The sequence below is a fragment of the Streptomyces albipurpureus genome (assembly GCF_023701525.1).
Taxonomy (GTDB): domain Bacteria; phylum Actinomycetota; class Actinomycetes; order Streptomycetales; family Streptomycetaceae; genus Streptomyces; species Streptomyces albipurpureus.
The window spans coordinates 48,373-69,122 of the sequence record NZ_JAMQAW010000001.1 but is presented as its reverse complement, the minus strand read 5'-3'; the positions used below and the strand labels follow the sequence as shown (position 1 = coordinate 69,122).

Below are 20,750 nucleotides of genomic sequence, written 5' to 3'. Positions count from 1 at the left end.
GGGAGAGCCGAGCAATGACCGATCAGCTGTCCGGGACAACCGGGCCCCGCCCCGTCGGGGGCTTCGATCTCACCGCCCTGCTCGCCGAACGAGCGGCCGAGCGCTATGAACTGCACTCCCGCAACCTCAACCACCAACTGCCGCGGATGCTCCGGACCATCGGCTTCGACAAGGTCTATGAGCGGGCCGAAGGCGCCTACTTCTGGGATGCCGAAGGCCAGGACTACCTCGATATGCTCGCGGGCTTCGGCGTGATGGGAGTCGGCCGCCACCATCGGGTCGTCCGCAAGGCGTTGCACGACGTTCTCGACGCGTCGCTGGCCGACCTCACCCGTTTTGACTGCCAGCCACTGCCCGGACTGCTCGCCGAAAAGCTCCTGAGCCACAGTCCCCATCTGGACCGGGTGTTCTTCGGCAACAGCGGTACGGAAGCGGTCGAGACCGCGTTGAAGTTCGCCCGCTACGCCACCGGGCGCCCCAGGGTCCTCTACTGCGACCACGCCTTCCACGGGCTCACCACGGGCTCCCTCTCGGTCAATGGCGAATCCGGCTTCCGTAAGGGATTCGCGCCGCTGCTGCCGGACACCGCCATCGCCCTCGGCGACCTCGACGCGCTGGAGCGCGAGCTGCGGAGGGGCGATGTGGCCGCCCTGGTGGTGGAGCCGATCCAGGGCAAGGGGGTGCACGAGGCTCCGCCCGGGTTTCTGCGCGCCGCACAGCAACTGCTGCACCGGCACAGGGCCCTGCTGATCGCCGATGAGGTGCAGACCGGTCTGGGGCGAACGGGGGACTTCTACGCCTACGACCACGAAGAAGGGGTGGAGCCCGATCTGGTGTGTGTGGCGAAGGCGCTCTCCGGCGGCTATGTGCCCGTCGGGGCGACCATCGGCAAGGACTGGATCTTCAAGAAGGTCTACTCGTCCATGGACCGGGTCCTGGTGCACTCGGCGAGCTTCGGCTCCAACGCCCAGGCCATGGCTGCCGGACTCGCGGTCCTCTCGGTGATCGAGGACGAACAACTCGTCGCCAATGCCCGGGTCACCGGCGATCTGCTGCGCACCCGGCTGGCCGCGCTCGTCGACCGCTATGAGTTCCTCCGCGAGGTGCGGGGGCGTGGACTGATGATCGGGATCGAGTTCGGGCGGCCGGAATCGCTGGGTCTGCGCAGTCGCTGGGCCATGCTCCAGGCCGCCCGAAAGGGCCTCTTCGCCCAGATGGTCGTGGTGCCGCTGCTGGAGCGGCACCGGATTCTCACCCAGGTCTCGGGGGACCGGCTGGAAGTGATCAAGCTGATTCCGCCACTGACCATCGGTGAAAGGGAGGTGGACCGATTCCTCACGGCCTTTACCTCGGTCATGGACGACGCCCATGCCAGCGGCGGCCTGATGTGGGACTTCGGTAGGACCCTCGTCAAACAGGCCCTGGCCAACCGCTGACCTGTACCCGCCCCGAGCTGCAATTTTGCCTCTGAGGCAAGAAACTTGCCTCAGAGGCACTTTCCTGGCGCAATAGATCTATGCAGAGTCCTCCCGGGGGCCACCCCCCGGACCTCAGAACTCCGGTCGGAGAGTCGACGGTCGAGCTACCGGATGTCGCCCCCCGGCTGCGTGACCTGCGCCGTAGGCGCGGGCTCACCCTGGAGGCCGCCGCCCAGCGCGCTGGCCTGTCACCCGCGCACCTCTCCCGACTGGAGACCGGCCGTCGACAGCCGTCGCTGCCGATGCTGCTCTCCCTCGCACGCATCTACGGTACGACAATCGGTGAGCTGCTCGGCGAGCTCTCGCCCGAGCGCGATCCCATCATCCGGTCCGGCAGCCGTGAGCCCTCGGTCGCCGACGGGTGGACCTACCACCAGGTCGGTACGCCGGGGCGCGCGATGCAGCCGCTGCGGCTGGTCGTCCCCTACGGGGCGCAGGGCGAGCTGGTCCGGGTGCATCCCGGTGAGGAGTGGCTCTACGTCCTCGACGGTCGGCTGAGGCTCACCCTGGGGGAGGCCCTGCACGAGTTGGGGCCCGGGGACAGCGCGCACTATGAGTCGCTGACCCCCCACCGCATCGCCGCGGCCACCCGGGAGGGCGCCGAAATGCTCTTTGTGCACACCCTGCTCCAGAGCCCCGACCTCTATCCGCACGTCTGATCCCTCCGAGCGCGCACTCGCCCGTAGGCAAGACCGGCACCAGGCCGGGACCAGAGAGGACCGCAATGTCTGAGAACCCCGTCGCACCCGAGAACGCCGTCGTCCCGGAGAGCCCCGCCGCGTCCGACTCCAAGGGCAAGCGGGAGGGCAAGGAGAACGGAAAGTTCCCCCGGGGCATCTGGGTCCGCCTGTTCGCCTATCTGATCGCGGGCCATGTGTTCGCGGGATTCCTCTATCTGCTGTTCGAGATGGGCGCCAAGTAACCGCTGGGCGTCCGTGGGGGAACGGCGCCCGGCCTCCGACGCGGTTCGGGCGGCTTGGGCGGTTCGGATAGACCTGCCCGGGGCGGGCTCGATCCCTCCGCCCGGGACCTGAGACCTGCCCTGCTCCATCCCTGCTCCCGCCCTGTGGGCGCCGCCACGGGCCCGTAACCGTGCGACCCGCCGCCTGCCCCGCACTCGTGGGTCACACAGATCTGCTTCTTGGCCGCCGAGACGCGCTCGGTCGGCTGCCCGGTCACAACGCCGGACCGTGCTGCCCCGGTCGGTGGAACTGCCTCCAAGCCGGTGCGGGCGTCCCGGCCTCGCCTCCCGGCCGCTCTGGTCTCCCGGGCCGGGTGGAGGAGTCCCGGCCCTGGTCTTCCGAGGCCCCGGGACCGCTCCCCACCCTTCAGGCGATTTCGGCCCTCGTCCGGCCCTCGTCCGGCGCCCGTGCGCCGGACGCGAACCCGCGCGTTCCCTCAGGACTCGTCGAGTAGCTGAGAGCGCAGGCGCTCACGGGTCTCCGGGCCGAGCTTCAGCCCTTCCGTCAAGTAGCGCTCCGTGGTTCCCCAGGTGCGCTCGATCGCATCGAAGGCGGAGTGGAGATACTCCAGACGCGCGTCGAAGAGCGGGCTGAGCAGCTCCATCACCTCGGGGGACATACCGGCCGGAGACTCATCGCTGCGTCGCACCAGATAGCGGCGGTGTGGATCGTTCGACTTGAGGTAGTCCGCCTCGATGGCCTCCTGCTCCACACCGATCGCCAGCAGCGACACGGCTATGGAGAGCCCCGCCCGGTCCTTGCCGGCCGCACAGTGCATCAGCGCGGGGACGCTGTCCTCAGCGAGCGCGTGGAGCACCCTGCTGTGCTCGACGGTGCGCCCGGTGATGATCATCCGATAGGTCTCCGACATCTGTGCCACGGCTTTGCCGTCGGCCAGGATGCCCCGCAACTGCTCGATGCTGCCGCCACGGACCATCTCCCAGAACTCGACCCCGTCCGCGGCGTCGCTGAGCGGCAGATTGAGGTTCCGTACCCCTGGCAACGGGATGTCGGGGCCGTCCAGCATCGTGTCCGTCGTATTGCGGAAGTCAAAGATCGTGTGCAGGCCGAGCGAGGAGAGGAACGCGGCATCGCTTTCCGTCGCGTGGGCCAGATGACCGCTGCGGTAGAGCCGCCCGTGCCGCACCCGGCGTCCGTCCACGGTCGGCAGACCGCCCACATCCCGGAAGTTTCGCACCCCGGCCAGCTCGGGCTCGATCGACGGGACCTGCGGCAGCTGCTGCGTCACGGAGGCTCCTGAGGGTCACTGCCGTCGGCGCCGCTCGCCGACGATGGCGTGTTCTCGACGATACGACATCGATTCGTCAGACGATCATCTTGTGCGCACTCTCCATGGAGCCATTTATTCCGCCGCATAGTCGCCATTAAGTGAATTGAGGGCTTCTGTCCGAATTGGACGATTGGTTGCCCCCTGTCCTGTCTGTTGCTCGACCGGGCGGCGACCCGTGAGCGGGATCATATTCGTGACCGTGTGTGCCGGTTATACGGGAACCGATTCTCCGGCGGGAAGGGGAGTTGGGCGATGGCCTTCCACGGAGGGTGACGGGAAATTCCCCGGAGAATCATTTTCTTCATTGATCAGAAATAGGTGCGGCTTGTTCCCGTGATGAGGCCTCGATTAACGTCACGGCACTCCGGACGGATCGCCTAATCCTGCCGCCGACCGGAATTCACCTACATCCACGCGTGGCAGGAGCGGGGGACCCAGGTAGTACGCCGATCCAGAGTTCTGGACGGCTCGGGGTGAAGTCGTGCAGTTCCGCGACCGGGCATCTCCAGTCCGAACCCGACAGCTCACCTCGTAGGCGCCGGAGAGGAAATGCGTCATGCCCGCACAGGGTAAGCACCGTCGTACCAAGACCCGCACGATCACCCGCGGCTTTATCGCCGCCGGCACCGGTGGTGTCGCCATCGCCCTTCCGCTCATAGGCGCTACGGGTGCCTTCGCCGCCGAGCAGGCCGCTCCCGCGTCGGCCACCGTCGCCGCCTCGGTGAAGGCCAGTGCCGCGCCGACCGCGGTATCGGCCCAGCAGACGGCCACTTCCACCACCTACCGGGTCGTCGCCGGCGACTATCTGTCCAAGATCGCCGAGGAGCACCGGGTCAACGGTGGCTGGGAGCAGCTCTACGCCGACAACCGCGAGGCCGTCGGCGAGAACCCGTCACTGATCCACCCGGGTCTGAAGCTCACCATCGGCACCAAGTCCGATGCGGCCCAGCCGAAGGCCGCTGAGCCCAAGGCCGCCGAGAGCAAGCCCGCAGCTCAGGCGGAGCCCAAGGCCAAGGCGGAGCCCAAGGCCAAGGCGGAGCCCAAGGCCGAGTCCAAGCCGAAGCAGGAGGAGCGCCGGGAGACCCAGCAGACCGGCTCGCCCGCCGCTGCCCCCGCTGCCGCCGCGCAGACCTCCACCGAAGCCACCGGTTCCGGCTGGAGCAGCCCGCTCTCCGCGGTCGGTGTCAGCACCTCCTACCGGGTCTCCGGTGCCATGTGGTCCAGCGGTTACCACACCGGAATCGACTTCGCCGCTGCCACCGGCACATCCGTCCGCGCGGTCGGACCCGGCACCGTTGTCTCCGCCGGTTGGAGTGGCGCGTACGGGAACGAGGTCGTCATCCAGCACGCTGACGGCAGGTACTCGCAGTACGCCCATATGTCCTCCCTCTCCGTCTCCGCAGGTCAGAGCGTGACCGGTGGACAGCAGATCGGACAGGTCGGCTCCACGGGCAACTCCAGTGGTCCCCACCTCCACTTCGAGATCCGTACCAGCCCCAGCTATGGCTCGGACGTCGACCCGGTGTCCTACCTGCGTCAGCACGGGGTCTCGCTCTGATGCGGTGCCTCGTTCGATCGCCGCGCGCCCGCTGACGCGCCACTGATCGATACGGAAATCCCCTCGGGCCGCTGCCGCGGCGCGGGGGGATTTCCTGTATTCCCCTATGTCCCGCTCTCGCTGGTGGCATAGATCACCCGCCGTCAATTCCTCCTTGCGGTCGCGTAGGTCACATCCGTAGGGACAGGATGAGTTTTCGTGGCAGACGGTTCGGGAAATTCGGGAACAGGGAACATGGCGGGTTACGGGTCCTACGCGGCGATCGGCGACAGCTTCACCGAGGGTGTGGGGGACCCGGGGCCGGGTGGGGCTTTCATCGGTTGGGCTGACCGCTTTGCGGTGTTGCTCGCCGACCGGGCGTCGGGGCCCTCCTTTCGATACGCCAATCTCGCCGTACGCGGCAGGCTCCTTGACCAGATCGTGGCGGAACAAGTGCCTCGGGCCAAGGAACTCGCACCGGATCTGGTCACGTTCTGTGCTGGCGGCAACGACATCATCCGGCCGGGTAGCGACCCTGACGATGTGGCCGAGCGCCTGGAGCGTGCGGTTGCCGATCTCACCACCGCCGTTGGCACGGTGATGCTGACCACCGGATTCGACACCCGGGCGATGCCGGTTCTGCGCCATCTGCGGGGCAAGGTGGCCATGTACACCGCGCATGTCCGGGCGATCGCGGACCGCTATGACTGTCCGGTGCTCGATCTGTGGTCGCTGAAGTCGGTTCAGGACCGGCGTGCTTGGGACAACGACCGGCTGCATCTCTCGCCCGAGGGCCACGCCAGGGTGGCGTTGCGCGCCGCCCAGGTGCTGGGGCTTGAGGTGTCCAGTGGTTCGGACCAGCCCTGGCCGCCGCTGCCGCCGCGCAGGGCGCTGGACGTGAGGCGCGATGACATCCACTGGGCACGTGAGCATCTGGCGCCCTGGATCGGTCGCCGTCTGCGCGGGGAGAGCTCGGGCGACCGCATCGAGGCGAAGCGGCCGGATCTGCTGCCCCTCTAGCCGATGCCCGTATCGGGCGTGGGACGCTCTGGCGACGGCCGCCGCAGCGTGAGCGCCAGTGGCTGCCGTACCCCTGTGGGTGCGGCCGGGATGCGCTCCAGCACACCGCCGGCGAAGACGTCGTAGAGCGGCAGCGACTCCAGGTGCACATAGCCGATATGGCAGTCGCACACGGCCCGTGGGCAGCCGCGGGGGCCCAGCGCCCGCCGGTAGGAGCCGTCATAGAGATTGCCCAACTCCTCGCGGACGAAATGACAGCGGCGCACCGTGCCCTCGCCATCGACGGAGATGACCGACTCACCGGTACGGCAGGGCAGTCCAGCCGATGAGTGGGGGCGCCGACTGTAGGGGAAGAGCGGATCGAGGTCCGTCCACTGTGCTGCTTCGGCGTCCTGGTAGGTGTGTCCGTCCGCCGCGTTGACCCAGAGGTATATCTGCTGGGGAAGCGCGGCACGCAGTTGGCGAGCATGGTCCAGATGCTCGGGAAGCCCGACGATCCCCACACTGAAGCGGACACCGAGCCGCGCGAGTTCCCGGCACTTGCTGAGGAATCGCTCGTAGGGGGTCTGTCCCGGGTGGTAGGTGCACCAGAGGGCGAGCGTGTCGAGGTCCGCTTCCTTGAGCCAGTCGGTTCGGCAGCTGAGGTTGGTTTGGATCGCGACCCGGTGCACCTGGGGCAGTTGGGAGAGCTCGCTGAGCGCCCTGCGGTACCAGGAGCGCACCAGAGCCTCCCCCCAAGGAGTGAACAGCACCGACAGCCGGTCGCCGCGCTGCTGTGCGACCCAGTCGGTGAAGCGCTCCAGCGCAGCCCGGTCCAAGCGGAGCTGCTCGGGACTGTCGCGCCGCTTGGCGAAGGGGCAGTAAGGGCAGTCGAAGTCGCAGGAGGCCAACGGGCCGCGGTAGAGAAGAGTGAGATCCATGGGGCCGTTCATTTCGACTCGTACTCCGCCATTCGGGTCCTCACCGTGGGGGAGAACAACTCCGGCCCCAGCGCGTCGGAGTACGCCAGTCCCTCAGCGCTCAGCTTCAGCCGTGCCGGCGCCGCCGATCCGTCCAACCAGCCGAGTGCGGTGAAGCGGTCCAACTCGGCCGAGAAGTCATCGACCGGGTCGCAGCCGAACCGCTCACGGTAGTCGGCGAGCTCCATGCCCTGTGCCTGGAGCAGTGACTGGAGCAGATGACGGCGGCGGGCCTCGACCTCGTCGACGCGGTACCCGATCGCGGCACGGTCGAAGTCCTCCGTCTGGACGTACTCGTCGATGATGGCGCGCACCTCACCGGGGCGTACCGCGTAGTCGAAGGAGTAGTGCAGACGCGAGGTGTAGGAACGGGCGCCGCAGCCGAGTCCGATCATCCCGTCGGTCTGGCAGGCGTAGTCCTCAGCGCCGTGTACGGGGGTGCCGAGACGACGGAACATCCGCATCGACACCTGCTCGTAGCCCTGGGCCAGGAGGTGGTCGCGGCCCAGTCGATAGAGCTCCAGCCGTTGGGTGTCCCAGTGGGCATCCCGGGCCGGGCTCGTTGTCGCCTCGGGCGTGCCCGCACCGAGACGGTGGGGGCCGCGTCGATCGAGGCCCGTCAGGGGTCGCACATAGAGCGGATAGAGATACAGCTCCTCGGGTTCCCAGGCGAGTGCCGCATCAAGGGAGTGACGCCAACTCTTGGGTGTCTGACCGTCGATGCCGTAGATCAGGTCGATGTTGAGCACCGGGATGCCGACGTCTCGGACACGTCCGAGCGCGGCCTCGACATCGGACCGGCGCTGTGGGCGGACCGCTGCTCGTGCCTCGTCGTCGGCGAAGCTCTGCACGCCGAGACTCAACCTGGTGGTGCCGCGGTTGGCGAGCACGGCAAGCCGGTCCGCGGTCGCGGTCGACGGGGAAGCCTCCACGGAGAGGGGGATGGAGGTCAGTTCGGCGCCCATGCGCTTCTCGGCGATGTCGCAGAGCCGATCCAGCTCGGCTGCGGTCAGAAAGGTAGGTGTACCGCCACCGAAGGCCGCGGCGGCGAACCGGATGGGGGCGCTGTCGCCCAGGGCGTCCCGCACAGCCGTCGCCTGCCGGTCGAGTGCGTCGAGATAGCGGGTGGTCAGCTCGTCGGGAGCACCGATCCGGGTGAAGAGATTGCAGAAGCCGCAGCGGACCTCGCAGAACGGTATGTGGAGATAGAGCGAGAGCGCGTCGGTGGGTTCCGCCGCCCACTCCTCGCGCAAGGTGGGGCGGTGGCTGAGCTCGCGGTACGCGGTCTTGTGGGGATAGGCGTACACATAGCTCTGGTAGGGGCGGGGGTGGAGCGGTGATGTGCTCATTCAGCGGCCTCGGATGCCTCAAGGAAGAACTGGGCGTACGGCACGGTCCACACGGCGTCATGGCCGAGTCGGTGGCCGGTGTACCCGTCATCGCCGTAGGTGGTGCCGTGGTCGGAACAGACGACCGCGAAGCAGCGACGACGGCTGCGGGCGGCGGTGAACAGTCGCCCGATGTGCCGGTCCACGTACTCCAGGGCGGCTGCGTGACTCTCGCGGGAGTCACCCGCCTCGCTGGTCGCTCCCGGCAGATGGAACCAGTTGGGCTGGTGCAACGAGGCCACATTGACGAAGAGGAACAGCCGCTGATCCTGCGGAAGCCCGGCTATGACCTGCTCGGCCCGGTCGATCTGCTTCTCGAAGGACACGGCTGACGTGACACCGAACTCCGGCTCCCAGTGGCTCTCCTGGAACATCCCCGGCAGCACGGAGCCGAGGGGACCCTGTTCGTTGAAGAAGCCAACGCCGCCGATGCACACCGTGCGGTACCCGGCCGCTGCGAGTCCGGAAACAAGATCAGGGGTGTCGAAGACATAGGTGCGTCCCTTGGTCGTCTCACTGCCCGCGAACCGCGCGGCGAAGAGCCGGGGGTGCGGCCCGGGTTCGGCCGGGGTCGGCAGGAAACCGGCGAACATCGCCTGGTGGGAGGCGTAGGTGAAGTTCCCGGGTGCGTGCCGGCGCTGCCAGGCGCCGTGCGGGAGACAGCGGGTGAGATTCGGTGTCCGCCCGGCCGCGGCGAGTTCCTCCGCCACGTCGTAGCGGAGGGTGTCCAGGGTGATGAGGAGGAGGTCGTCCTGCCCGATGACCTCGTTCATATCCGGGTCACCCAAGGCGGACGCGTCCTGGCCGGCTAGGAGGGGACCCGGCGGTGCGGTGGGGGTGAGGGGGTTACCAGCGTGCACGGTGGTGGTTCCTTGTTCTCGTCGGAGCGGGCGAGCCTGGCGTCGAGGACTCTCTCCACGCGGGCTGTCGCTCGCTCGCTTCCTTGATGGGCGCGGGTGGCGCGGTGGCCTCCAAGGCACCTGGCGCGGCTCGCGCTTCCCTGGTGAGGGTGGCGCATCGGGACCGTACGGCGCTGATTTGGGCCGCATAGGTTTCCTGGGTTTCGGCACCGCTGCCGGGCAGCCCGGTCAGGCCCGGCAGCAGGTCCCCAAAGCCATTGACCTCGCCGATGGAGAAGCCCCGCCAATCGGGGGAGGGCAGCAGATCGACACCGACCCGCAGCGAGCCGGGGAAGCGCTCCGCGGCTGCCTCGCACAGTCGCAGGGCCCCCGCCCAGTCGCCGCCCGCGATCTCGATGGAGGTACGGGCCGCGGCGAGGTCGCCCCGGGCACCTCCCAGATGGAGATTGGTCATGGGCGAACGGCTCGTCCGCACGACCGCGTGGGTGGCGCGGCCCGCGATGACCACGACCCGAAGGTCGGCGGTACGGCCCCCTTGAGAGGCCTTCGGCAGCCAGCGCTCGATGTGCAGACCGTCCGGGGCGAGGGCGTCCACCAGCGCGCCCACCTCCCGCTCGGTTGAGTAGCGGCGCACCCGCAGGGAGTTGAAGAGCCGACCGCGGCCATCCCGCTCGACCGAGGTGGTCGCCTGCACCCGCCCCCCGCTCGCCGTTTCCACGGCGAGCACCCCGGACGCCGACGAGCCATGGGCGAGCTTGATGAACACGCGCCGCAGCCCCGTCCCCTCCTGGAGTGCGCGGACGTCCGCCCAGCCCCGCACGAGTGGGGCGTCGGGACCGGAGGTGGGGGACTGGGGCACCGCGATCCCGGCCTCTCGCAACACACCGTGGCAGAGCCGCTTGTCGAACAGCACCGCCAGATCCTGCGGATCGTCGAGCAGCGTGCCACCGGCCGCGGCCACGGCGCTCGCCACATCGCGGACCGCTGCGGTGAACCGCTCATACCAACGCGCCGTGCCCTCGACCCGGGTGGGGTCGTCCACACCGCGGAGTTCCCTCTCCACCTCGGCGTCCTCGCCCGGCGAATCCAGTCGGACCAGCTCTCCGGCGTGGAACCGAGCCTGCCCCCGGAGCACTGCGAGCCAGGGCACCACCCGCACATCGGGCAGTCGGGCCGCGCGCGCGGCCTGCTGGAAAAGGGCGACACGTCGGTTGGTGGGATTGCCGATGACCACCAACAGGGGGGCGGACGGGGCACGGGTGCCGGTCACCGGGTCACTCCGCCACTGAGGTGTAGCGGTGTTCGTCGTCCTCGTCGTCCTCGCTGCCCAGTTCCGCCTCGGAGAGATCGATCGACACCCCCGCTGCCTCAAAGGTGGTTCTCAATCGCTCCACCAGGGGCGCACTGATGAAGTGGTGATGGAGATCGAGCCGCCGCAGATGGGTCAGCGGCTGTCCGTTCAACAGGGCCTCGGCGCCCTCGTCGCCGAGCGTGCCCATCGAGAGATCCAGGGTGTGCAGCCGGGCCACCACGGGTGCTCCGGCGCACGCCACGGCGATCTGGTCCTGGATATCGCTGTTGCGCAGCGCCAGACAGCCGAGCTTGGGCAGCAGGGTGCCCGCGAGGAACGGCTCCAGATCCGCCACCTGGGTGTCCGCGCCGTACCACGACGAGCCAAGCCAGATGTCGAGGTTGGCCAGGGCGGGCAGCTCACTGGCCGCGATCCCGCGAACGACTTCGACGCCCAGCCCGCCCGATTCCACCACCAGGGATTCGAGCTTCTCATGGCGCACCGCCGGGAACTCCAGCCCGGTGCCACCGCGCACACCGAACTCCAGCAGCTCGGGGAAGGCATCGAGGACGGGGGTGACCAGACCCTGGTTGATCCAGGAGATTTCGCACTCGTCGTAGGTGATGTCCCCGAAGAAGATCGCCCGCAGCGCCGGGAACCTGTCGGCGGCCCCGGTCAGGGTGGAGATGATGCTTGCCGGGGAGGTCTCGTACGCCTCGTTCCACAAGCCGACGATCAGCGCACGCACCTCGGTCGGGTCCACCGCGTCGAGGAAGCGCGCGAAGGCCTGCTCCCACTCCTCCCCCTCGTACTCGGCGGCGATTCGCCACGCCACCGACGACACGGGCGGCAGTTCGGTCTTCGCCTGGGCCTCGGCCCGGGGGAAGTCGAACGCGGGCAGTCCGTGCAGCTCTTGCAGATGGCTGTTGATGGTCATGACGAGCTCCAGACGAGGGTGGCGTTGATCGGCCAGTTGCGAGCAGTTCTACCAAGTCCCACTGACAACGCACCGGGCAGGGCGGTGCCTGAGCGCCGGGGCGGGGCGTTGAAGCTCCTATTGGTGTCAAGCGGTTTGGATCCATGCGCGGTAGGCGTGAGCGAGGTCGTCGTCTCGACTGAGGCCTCGTTCAAGTCTGGAGATGGTGGTGGGCCAGACTCCGAAGTGTTGGGCGACGGCGGTGAGGGTGATGTTTCTGGCTTGCCGTGGAGGCCGCGGGTCGGTGATGCCGGGGACGGTGACGGTAGTGGTGAGGTAGCGGAAGATCTCCCGGGCGATGGCTCGTTTCAGGAGCCGGATGATCTCTTTCTTCGTTCGGCCGGCTGCGGTCTGCCGTGCGGTGTATGTGCGGGTTCTGGCGTCGCTGGACATGCGGACCAAAGCGATGCGGTAGAGGGCGGCGTTGGCGTCCCGGTCGCCGCCTCGTGAGAGGCGGTGCCGGTTGGTTTTGCCGCTGGAGGCGGGGACGGGGGCGGCTCCGCGGAGGGCGGCGAAGGATGCCTCGGTCCGTAGCCGGTCGGGGTTGCCTCCCGCCGTGACCAGCAGTTGGGCCGCGGTGTCGGGGCCGACTCCGTAGGCGGCTCGCAGGCCGGGGTTGTGGGCGGTGGCCTGGCTGTCGAGGGCCTTGGTGAGTGCGTCGTGCTCGGCGGTGAGTTCTTTGACACGTCGGGCGGGGCTCTTGAGTGCGGTGAGGACCGCGGTGTGGACGGCGTCCCCAGCCGGTCGCAGGCGGGCCAGGGCCTCGGTGCGGTCCGTCCCCTTGAGCCGGCCGAACCTGGCGCGGACGGCCTCGGGTGCGGTGACGAGGAGGTTGGTGATCTGGTTGAGGGCGGCTGTGCGGGCCTTGACGGCGGAGCGGGCGGCGTTGTGCAGGGCGCGTATGCCGGCGACGGTGTCGTCCTTGGGAGCGCTGGAGGCTCGTCCGGACAGGGCGGCGCGGGCGGCGGCGTAGGCGTCGATGGGGTCGGACTTGCCGATGCGGCGGCGTTCGGCCCGGTCGGGCCGGTTGACGTCGACGACATCGAGGCCTGCGGCGCGGGCGGCGCGGGTGAAGCCGGCGCCGTAGGAGGAGGTGCCTTCCACGCCGATCGTGCTCACACGGCCGTGGGCGTTCAGAAAGGCCAGGGCCGCGGCGTATCCGGCAGGGGTGGTGGCGAACTCGGCGTCGGCGAGGTGCCCGCCGTTGTCGCTGATGACCGCGATGTGGACGGTGTCGGCGTGAGAGTCGACCCCGCCGAACACGTCCTGGTCCGCGGTGTCTTCCACGACCTCTGATGTCATGCTGATGGTGCCTTTCCTTTCCGGAGGTAGGCACCGGCCGGGTGGCGCGGACAGGACATTGAAGGGGCTTCTGGCCAAGCTCCTATCAGGTCATGTTCCGCCCGGTCGGAGCCATGAGAACGGGCTCCGGCGGCCGGACAGTACAACACAAGGACAGCCCAGCAGGGCGTCAGTCAGACCCCGAGCCACGGCCGCCGGAACCTGAGTACCAGCATCAATGTCAGACCCTGCGGTTAGCGTCGTTTCCAGCTTGAGCGCACTCGGCGCTGGGAGTTGAGGGGAGAGCCATGTACCGGCAGGGCGATGTGCTGATCGTGCCCGTGGCGGCGGAGACCGTGCCGTCGCACATCGAGGAGACGCGGTCCGAGCCGCGCGATGGGCTGGGACGCTTGGTCCTCGCCCTCGGCGAGGTCACGGGTCATGCGCACGCGGTGATGGGACCGGGACGTCTGGTCATGGAGCCGGGCCCGTTCGGCCCGATGGTGCTCCACCTACCGGCGGGCGGCCGAGTGGTCCACGAGGAGCACGCCGAGATCGCCCTCCCGAAGGGCTGGTATCGCGTGGTGCGTCAGCGTGAGTATCTGCCCGGCGCGGTGCGCGTCGTCGCCGACTGACCTCCTTCTCGCTCCACCTCACACCAGAACGGCACCGCGACACCGAGCGGGACAGCACCAGAGAACACCACCGGGCACCGACCGGTCGATTGGGGACGGGGATTCCTATGCAGTACGTGGACAAGTGGCGGGCCGTTGCGGCGGCGACCGGTTCGGCAGACCGGGCGGCTGCCGAAGACGGGGTGCGGCTGGCCTACCGCACCGCGGGGCTCGCCGAGCCCGAGCGGATCATCTGGGCGGAATCGCCCCGCGCGGGCGCACAGACGGTGGGGGCTCTGAAGGGGGCCGGACCGTCGGTGCGGGAACAGGTCCGCACTCGCCCCTGGGCGCAGGAGCGGCGTCGGCTGCATGACGACCTCGGGCCCGCCGGCTGGACCGAACTATGGAATTCCACCGGCGCCCGGCTCTGGGACAACACCCGGGCGCTCGCCGAGCGGATTCGGGCCGGTGTCATCGAGGAACTGACGGGCCGACCCGCCTCCGAGCCCTCCGGCGCTCCAGCGGATGGCCCCGACCAGCAGCGCGTCACAGCCGACTCTCCCGACCGGGAGCGACCCTCCAGGACCGAAGTCCGCCTCATCCTGCTCGACGCGGTGCTCGGCCAGCATGATGCCGCCTGGCTCGCCGCCTTCGACGGCCGCAGCGAGCGACTGGAGGGACTGGCGCGGGTTGCCAGCAACGCGGGCTGGTGGTGGCCCTTCGAGAAGGCGGTGGTGATCTGCGAGCGCCCCGTTGCGCTGCACCGTGATGAAGCAGGCCGGCTCGACCGTGGCGATGGCCCGGCGCTCGCGTTCCCCGATGGTTTCGGGATGTACGCCTGGCGAGGCATGCCCGTGCCCGCCGCGTTCCTGGACGAACTCACCTCGATTGACGCCCAACGCATACGCACCGAGGAGAACGCGGAGTTGCGGCGCGTGATGCTGGAGCACTACGGGTACGACCGGTACCTGGCGGAGTCGGGCGCCAAACCACTGCACCAGGACGAGAGCGGCACCCTCTGGGGCATCTCGTTGAACGACGACGAGGACGTGGTGATGGTGGAGGTGCTCAACTCCACGGCAGAGCCGGACGGCACCTTCCGCACCTATTGGCTACGAGTGCCGCCCACCACCAAAACCGCGAAGGAGGGCGTCGCTTGGACCTTCGGCCTGGACGAAAAGGCGTATGAACCGCTGCGCCAGACCTGAGCCGCTGCTGTGCGTCCCAGCGCTGCCGAGGCGACGTGGGCGGCTTCCCCGATCAGGTGCTCCACTGCGCCCACCGAAGATGCCTGACGCAGGGCGGCGGAGCCATCGTCGCCCACTCCTCGACCACCACGGAGCTTGAGGGGCGTGGTGGTCGCGGCCGTGGAGGTGGGGGCGTTGCGTATCGAGGGTGCGCGGGTGGGGATTCCTAGATCCGTGCCGCCAGGAGTTGATCCCGGCCGATCAGCGCGCTGCTGCCCTCACCGGTACAGGCATGGGCCCCGGCCAGTGCCCCCAACCGGGCGCTCTCCTCCAGATCCTGGCCGCAGAGCCTGCCGTAGAGGAATCCGCAGACATAGGCGTCCCCCGCCCCGCTGGAGTCCACCACCGGCGCGGGCGGAATCGAGGCGGGGATGGGGCGCGGGGTGCTGCTCCCATCGCGGGTGAGGAGATAGGAACCACCCGCGCCCGCCGTGGCGATCACCGCTTGCGCCCGCCCACCGCGCAGGATCTCTCGCATCACCGAGGCTATGCGTTCGCCTGCGCCCGCGGAGCTGAGGAACACCAGATCCGAGCGGAGCGCGAACTCGCGTTGGCGCTCGTCCACGCCGTCCCAGTCCTGTAGATCGGTGGAGACGGGAACGCCCAACTCGGCGATGTCGTCGAAGAGGTACCGGGCGAAGTTCACCGCGGAGAGATGGATATGGCGGGCACGTTGGAGATAGGGGAGGTAGAAGGCGCGGGGCATCCGCAGTTCATCTGGGTCGCGACCGTCGTGGAACGACATCCTGCGACCCGAGGGGTCGACCAAGCTGACGGCCCTGCGTGTCCCGGTGGGGGAGAGAAGGGGGTCAAAGGCGACGCCGCCGTTGATGAGCCTCTCATGGACCTGTCGGCCGGCCCAGTCATCGCCGACGAAGTCGAGGAAGGCGACGTTCATCCCGAGGGCGCGACACCCCAGGGCCACGTTCCCGCCGCTGTGCCCGGGCCATTCGTGGATCGGATTGACGCCGTGGACGTCCGCGAGCGGAACCGGCAGTGAGCCGACCCGGACGACAGTGGCCACGCCGCTGCCTCCGATGACCAGCACATCGTGAGGAGGGGACGGGTAGGCAGGTTGGCTTTGCTGCTCAAACAGGTGCGACACAGTCGCACAGTAGCCGTTGTGATGCCGCTGGGGGCGCGTGTCCAAAATGGTGCGATCCGATGGTTCCGCGCATCAACGCGCCCGCGCTTGTCCCGGCGAGCAGGCCTGATGACCAGCCACTAGGGCTTACGCGTCGGGCGGATGAGGAGGGCCGTCCGCTGGTTCTCCGCGCGGCGGAGCGAGCCGGGGCCTGCCGGGGCGGCCGGCCAACCGCTTCCCCGCACGGCCAGGACCGGGCCCGCCATGGGTGTACCCGACGGGTTCGACCGAACCGCGGGCTGAGCGGAGGAGGAATCCACGGTCCCGGCTGAGCGGCCTACCACAGGCCAGCTCTCAGGCCACCGCACGCCCTTGGGCCACTTGACGGCAGGGCTGGTGCTGGGTGGTCCTGTCCAACGGTTCATCGGTCGCCGACCGCTCCTGGCTAGCGGACGGCTGCCGTGAGTTCCTTGCGGTCCAGACCGAGTTCACGTGCCAGCGCGTCGTCGGTCCACTCAAGCATCGCGGCGCGGGAGAGCGATCCTGAGTAGGAAGTCATCTGTACGGCGAGTCCGTCCAGGAACGCCGTGAGCCGCCAGGCCGCGGCGGCGGGGTCCACACACGGAAACTCACCAGCCGCCGCACCTTCCGCGATGACCTCGGTCAAAGCGGCCTTCCACTGCTGATCGAGATCGCAGGCCACCTCCCGTAGCGCCGGCTCCCGCAGGGAGACCGCCCAGCCCTCGATCCATAGCCGCCACCCCTTGGCGGAGCCCGTGGGGGCGTACCAGCGGACGGCCGTACGGAGCCTGCGAACCGCGGAGGTGCGTCGGCTCAACAGCTTGCGCAGATGGGCGAGATCGCCGTCCGCGGCATGGTTGAACGCCGCGGCCACCAATTGCTCCTTGCTGGAGAAGTGGTACAGGACGAGGGCGTTGCTCACTCCGAGCGCCGCAGCGACATCGGCGATCCGTAGGGCTGCTACCCCGCGCAGCTGGATCTGCTCGACAGCGGCACCGAGGAGTTCCTCACGTCGCTCTGTCACGCTCAACCGGACTCTGGCCACAGCATCACCCTACACAGCCGATCTTGGGCAGTGATATGGCATGCCCACATCAGTCAACTCGGTGCTGGAGCGGCCCGCGGGACCCGTTGCCCCGCGCCAGGAGTCCAGGCGATCAGGGGTAGCGCTCGGCGATGATCGGGAGCTGATCCGCCGCCCACGCGTGTGCCGCGGCACGTGGGGTCGTCCCATCCTGCTCCGCACGTTCGAGGATCCCGCTCACCAGCGCGCGCATCGACCGCCGGGTGTGCGCGAACGCCTGATCCGCGCTGGCCTCGATATCCCCGAAGAGAGTCCACCACCACCAGGCGTTGGTGGCTGAGTTGACGACCACATCCGGCAGCACGGTCACCCCGCGACGCGTGAGCAACTCCTCCGCGGCGGGGAGCACCGGCAGGTTCGCCGCCTCCACGATCCAGCGCGCCGTGATCTGGTCCTGATTTCCCGGATCGATGGCGTAGGAGATGGCGGCCGGGACCAGCACATCGGTCTCGACCGACAACCAGGCGTCCCCCGGTAGCTCCAGATCACCCGCGCCCAGCATGGAACGGTCGACCGTCCCATGAGCGTCCCGCGCCGCCAGTAGCGACTCAACGGACAGGCCGTCAGGGTTGGCGATGGTTCCCTTCACATCGGCCACGGCGACGACCTTCAGTCCGGCGCGGTCGAGGAATCGAGCGGTCCCACCGCCCATGGTGCCAAGTCCCTGGAGGCAGACCCGGGTCCCCTCGTAGGCGACTCCGGCGCGATCCAGCGCGGTGAGTATGGACTCCGCGACCCCGCAGCCGCCGACCAGCTCATCGAGGCCGATCCCATCGACATCGATGGCGAAGGCGTCCCGAAGCCGTGCCCTGGCCGCGACCTCGTCGTCGAGCAGCCGGTAGACCGCCTGGACGGTGGAGACGAGTCCCGCGTCGGTGGCGGCCCGGTCCACCGTGTCCTGAGTGAGGCCGAGATCCTCTCCCGTCGTCCAGAAGGACTCGATGTAAGGGCGCATCGCTTCCAGATAGCGCACGAGGACCCCATAGGCCTCCGGATCCCGCGGGTCGCAGTCGATGCCGCCCTTGGCGCCACCCAGCGGTACGTACTTCCCCTCCGGGTTGTAGTGCAACGCCTCCTTCAGGGTCATCCCGTGAGCCAGCTGAGCGACCTCGTCGACCGTGCAACCCGCACGCATCCGAAGGCCCCCGCTGGAGACCCCGCGCACCAGTCGATCGATGACCAGAAAGCCCCGTCGGCCGGTGATCGGATCGGACCAGGTGAGGGAGAGCAGCGGAGCGGGCATGGGGCACCTCTCGGAACGGTGATCGCGGTGAGGCAGCCGCACGACCAGGATCAACTAACTGAATGGCCAGTCAGTATCGAGAGCTCTTCACACGCTTGTCAACGCGATGGTCAGCGGTTTTGCCGCCACCCCCACCGATAGCGGGCCTCGCCCATCGCTGGGAGAGGAGTAGGCCGGTCACCGCCATGGGTAGAGGGCACACACTGCCGACCGGTCCCGTGACCCTTGCCGCGCTCAAGCCCAAGCGGTGCCGCCCAGCAGAACAGAGGGAACCCCACGGGCGCCGGGGGAACACGAGCCCCGGAGCGTACGTTCCCTGATCGTGACCTTGATGAGAGCCAGCAAGCGGTGGGAAGGCGCACCCGGTGTCAGGTTCGCCCCGCCCCAGGACGGACCCAGGACTCCGCCCGCGGGGGCGCTCCTCTCCCATGCGGCCGATCTCCACTCCCCACTGTCGTACCCCGCGCACATAATGAGAAGACCCCGACACCTGGAGGTGCCGTGACCGGAGCCGGTTCCCCTCACTCGCTGAGATCACGGCTGCGCGCACTGCGACCCGCCGCATTCGGAGCCGACCCGGCTGGAGCGAGGCTGGAGCGCATTCAGCGCTCGCCGCACTTCGCTGATGGTGTGTTCCAAAACCCCGTGGGCGCCAGGACCAGGCCGTCTGGTGCCTCCATGGCAGAGTTCGCCAAGATCTACTTTCAGAAAGAGGCGCGGGCCCGTAGAGCCCCCACCGCCCGCATCCCGCTCCACCCCACCACCCTCAGTGATCTGGCCCGCCCCCCCGCCTCAGGGCTTCGAGTCACCTGGATGGGCCATTCCACCGCCCTTGTGGAGATCGATGGTCGGCGGGTCCTCTTCGACCCGGTCTGGGGTGAGCGGTGCTCTCCGTTCTCCTTCGCCGGGCCCAAGCGACTGCACCCCGTTCCCGCGCCCCTGGCCGCCCTCGGGCCCGTGGACGTCGTCGTCATTTCGCATGACCACTACGACCATCTGGACATGCCCACGATCAAGGCGCTGGTGGCCACCGACACGGTCTTCGCCGTACCACTGGGCGTCGGTGCGCATCTGGAGCGCTGGGGAGTGCCGGCGAATCGCCTGCGTGAGCTGGACTGGAACGAGAGCGCGGAGGTGGTCGGCCTTCGGTTCACCGCCACCCCCGCCCGTCACTTCTGCGGTCGCGGCCTACGCAATCAGCAGCAGACCCTCTGGGCGTCCTGGGTCGTCACCGGCTCCGAGCATCGGATCTACCACAGCGGAGATACCGGCTACTTCCCCGGCTTCAAGGACATCGGTACCGCTCATGGCCCCTTTGACATCACCATGATCCAAATTGGCGCCTACTCCGAGTACTGGCCCGATATCCATATGACCCCGGCCGAGGGCATGCGCGCCCATCTCGATCTCCAGGGTGGCGCGCCCGAGGGAGTGATGCTGCCGATTCACTGGGGCACGTTCAATCTCGCGCCCCACGCCTGGGCCGATCCCGGTGAAGGCACGGTGGCGGCGGCGGCCGCATCCCACGCATCCATCGCGTTGCCCCGCCCCGGTGAGCCCTTTGAGCCGAGAGCCGGATCGATTCCGGGCTCGGCCTGGTGGCGCGCTGTGGCCGAGGTGCCCGCCGACGGTTGGGCTCCTGAGCCGACCGCCCCTCTTGGGGCCGGCCCCAAGAGGGGCGTATCGCCCGAAGCGGGGGCGGCCAGTGCTGCCATCGGCGGTGATCAGCAAGGCGGAGGGACGGGTGCCGGCAATCCTGAGGTCGCCCCGACCAGTTGACCTCCGGATCCCACGGATCATGAGCTGACGTATCGGGTGAAGGATCCGCCCCCGGCATCCTTCGACCGACTTGTTGTCCTCGCTCGTTGTTCGTGGGGGTGGGGCGGAGCAGTCGGGCGACGGGTGAGCGGTCGGTAGGCGACGATCGCCCGGATCCAGTGGGTCCCGCACCCGAGAGGCTGCCGCCAGACCGCTTCGATCTCACTGCCCGACTGAGGGCCGACGGCTGGATGGACCGGGGCAGGCGCTCCCCGGTCCATCCAGCACCCCGTTTCATGGCGGTGCGACCGCCCGTGGCGGGATCTGGGGACAGGCCTGAGCACGAATGCCCGGTATCCGCCGGCTCTGCCATGCCTCCAGAAGGCGCACCCACCCGGCTACCCCTGTAACTGACCACGTCATGGCCGTATCGGTACGGCCCGCTTTCCCCTGCCGAACCCACCAGGCCGGATGCCGCACTTCGCACGCTCCCATCACGACGCAATGCATCGCTCGGGCGCTGCGGCCAAACCGGCGCACACCCCCGAAGAGTCAGCCGATCGGCCATGCCCATGAGCCCAGCGGAAACACTTCCGTCACCAACCGACTCTCACACCACATGATTGCGATCACTCCCCAATACCCTCTTCTCGCCA

Annotated in this window: 17 protein-coding genes, 1 pseudogene and 1 riboswitch; of the genes and pseudogenes, 8 read left to right on the top strand and 10 right to left on the bottom strand. The window is 68.6% G+C overall.

Annotated elements, in window-relative coordinates; translation table 11 throughout:
• Positions 1 to 14 precede the first annotated feature (14 nt).
• The 3 genes from NBG84_RS00320 to NBG84_RS00310 all read left to right on the top strand — a co-directional run bounded on the left by NBG84_RS00320 (position 15) and on the right by NBG84_RS00310 (position 2,400).
• Positions 15 to 1,436, top strand: coding sequence for an aspartate aminotransferase family protein (locus NBG84_RS00320; protein ID WP_250917137.1), 1,422 nt, complete (start codon positions 15 to 17; stop codon positions 1,434 to 1,436).
• An 80-nt stretch (positions 1,437 to 1,516) separates the two neighbouring features.
• On the top strand, positions 1,517 to 2,137 hold the full coding sequence (locus tag NBG84_RS00315; RefSeq protein ID WP_250917136.1) for a helix-turn-helix domain-containing protein: 621 nt from the start codon (positions 1,517 to 1,519) through the stop codon (positions 2,135 to 2,137).
• Positions 2,138 to 2,202: 65 nt separating this feature from the next.
• Complete coding sequence (locus tag NBG84_RS00310; protein WP_250917135.1) at positions 2,203 to 2,400, top strand: DUF6126 family protein; 198 nt, start codon at positions 2,203 to 2,205, stop codon at positions 2,398 to 2,400.
• A gap of 476 nt (positions 2,401 to 2,876) precedes the next feature.
• Here NBG84_RS00310 and NBG84_RS00305 read toward each other — a convergent pair whose 3' ends face one another.
• Positions 2,877 to 3,689 (bottom strand): tyrosine-protein phosphatase, encoded by an 813-nt coding sequence (locus NBG84_RS00305; RefSeq protein ID WP_250917134.1) that lies wholly within the window; start codon positions 3,687 to 3,689, stop codon positions 2,877 to 2,879.
• A gap of 433 nt (positions 3,690 to 4,122) precedes the next feature.
• A riboswitch (cyclic di-AMP (ydaO/yuaA leader) is annotated at positions 4,123 to 4,284 on the top strand.
• A 3-nt stretch (positions 4,285 to 4,287) separates the two neighbouring features.
• Between NBG84_RS00305 and NBG84_RS00300 the strand changes: the two genes are divergently transcribed.
• Together NBG84_RS00300 and NBG84_RS00295 are read left to right on the top strand one after the other, a co-directional pair.
• A complete protein-coding gene (locus NBG84_RS00300) occupies positions 4,288 to 5,289 on the top strand; it encodes a M23 family metallopeptidase (protein ID WP_250917133.1) in 1,002 nt (333 codons plus the stop codon).
• Between the two features lie 234 nt (positions 5,290 to 5,523).
• Positions 5,524 to 6,288: an SGNH/GDSL hydrolase family protein gene (locus NBG84_RS00295; protein ID WP_250917132.1), complete on the top strand. Its 765-nt coding sequence runs from the start codon at positions 5,524 to 5,526 to the stop codon at positions 6,286 to 6,288.
• Here NBG84_RS00295 and NBG84_RS00290 read toward each other — a convergent pair.
• The 6 genes and pseudogenes from NBG84_RS00290 to NBG84_RS00265 all read right to left on the bottom strand — a co-directional run.
• Positions 6,285 to 7,208, bottom strand: a complete 924-nt coding sequence (locus NBG84_RS00290; protein ID WP_250917131.1) for an STM4011 family radical SAM protein — start codon at positions 7,206 to 7,208, stop codon at positions 6,285 to 6,287. The two genes, NBG84_RS00295 and NBG84_RS00290, sit on opposite strands and share 4 nt — an antisense overlap.
• An 8-nt stretch (positions 7,209 to 7,216) precedes the next feature.
• Complete coding sequence (locus NBG84_RS00285) at positions 7,217 to 8,596, bottom strand: STM4012 family radical SAM protein (RefSeq protein ID WP_250917130.1); 1,380 nt, start codon at positions 8,594 to 8,596, stop codon at positions 7,217 to 7,219.
• On the bottom strand, positions 8,593 to 9,408 hold the full coding sequence (locus NBG84_RS00280) for an STM4013/SEN3800 family hydrolase (RefSeq protein WP_250917305.1): 816 nt from the start codon (positions 9,406 to 9,408) through the stop codon (positions 8,593 to 8,595). The genes NBG84_RS00285 and NBG84_RS00280 overlap by 4 nt, the downstream gene beginning before the upstream one ends.
• Before the next feature lie 73 nt (positions 9,409 to 9,481).
• Entirely contained in the window at positions 9,482 to 10,765 is a 1,284-nt protein-coding gene (locus NBG84_RS00275; RefSeq protein ID WP_250917129.1) for an STM4014 family protein, read from the bottom strand.
• Positions 10,766 to 10,769: 4 nt separating this feature from the next.
• Complete coding sequence (locus NBG84_RS00270; RefSeq protein ID WP_250917128.1) at positions 10,770 to 11,723, bottom strand: STM4015 family protein; 954 nt, start codon at positions 11,721 to 11,723, stop codon at positions 10,770 to 10,772.
• A 309-nt stretch (positions 11,724 to 12,032) separates the two neighbouring features.
• Positions 12,033 to 13,064, bottom strand: a pseudogene (locus tag NBG84_RS00265) (IS110 family RNA-guided transposase); the annotation flags it as partial.
• A 287-nt stretch (positions 13,065 to 13,351) separates the two neighbouring features.
• Here NBG84_RS00265 and NBG84_RS00260 point away from each other — a divergent pair.
• On the top strand, positions 13,352 to 13,678 hold the full coding sequence (locus NBG84_RS00260) for a hypothetical protein (RefSeq protein WP_250917126.1): 327 nt from the start codon (positions 13,352 to 13,354) through the stop codon (positions 13,676 to 13,678).
• 107 nt (positions 13,679 to 13,785) lie between these two features.
• On the top strand, positions 13,786 to 14,865 hold the full coding sequence (locus NBG84_RS00255; RefSeq protein ID WP_250917125.1) for a DUF6745 domain-containing protein: 1,080 nt from the start codon (positions 13,786 to 13,788) through the stop codon (positions 14,863 to 14,865).
• Between the two features lie 205 nt (positions 14,866 to 15,070).
• Here the strand turns inward: NBG84_RS00255 and NBG84_RS00250 are convergent, their stop codons facing one another.
• The 3 genes from NBG84_RS00250 to NBG84_RS00240 all read right to left on the bottom strand — a co-directional run bounded on the left by NBG84_RS00250 (position 15,071) and on the right by NBG84_RS00240 (position 18,336).
• A complete protein-coding gene (locus NBG84_RS00250; protein ID WP_250917124.1) occupies positions 15,071 to 15,928 on the bottom strand; it encodes a carbohydrate kinase family protein in 858 nt (285 codons plus the stop codon).
• Positions 15,929 to 16,433: 505 nt separating this feature from the next.
• Positions 16,434 to 17,054 (bottom strand): TetR/AcrR family transcriptional regulator, encoded by a 621-nt coding sequence (locus NBG84_RS00245; protein ID WP_250917123.1) that lies wholly within the window; start codon positions 17,052 to 17,054, stop codon positions 16,434 to 16,436.
• Positions 17,055 to 17,166: 112 nt separating this feature from the next.
• Positions 17,167 to 18,336, bottom strand: coding sequence for a Glu/Leu/Phe/Val dehydrogenase dimerization domain-containing protein (locus tag NBG84_RS00240; RefSeq protein WP_250917122.1), 1,170 nt, complete (start codon positions 18,334 to 18,336; stop codon positions 17,167 to 17,169).
• A gap of 501 nt (positions 18,337 to 18,837) precedes the next feature.
• Here NBG84_RS00240 and NBG84_RS00235 point away from each other — a divergent pair.
• On the top strand, positions 18,838 to 20,115 hold the full coding sequence (locus NBG84_RS00235; RefSeq protein ID WP_250917121.1) for an MBL fold metallo-hydrolase: 1,278 nt from the start codon (positions 18,838 to 18,840) through the stop codon (positions 20,113 to 20,115).
• The last annotated feature ends 635 nt before the right edge of the window (positions 20,116 to 20,750 follow it).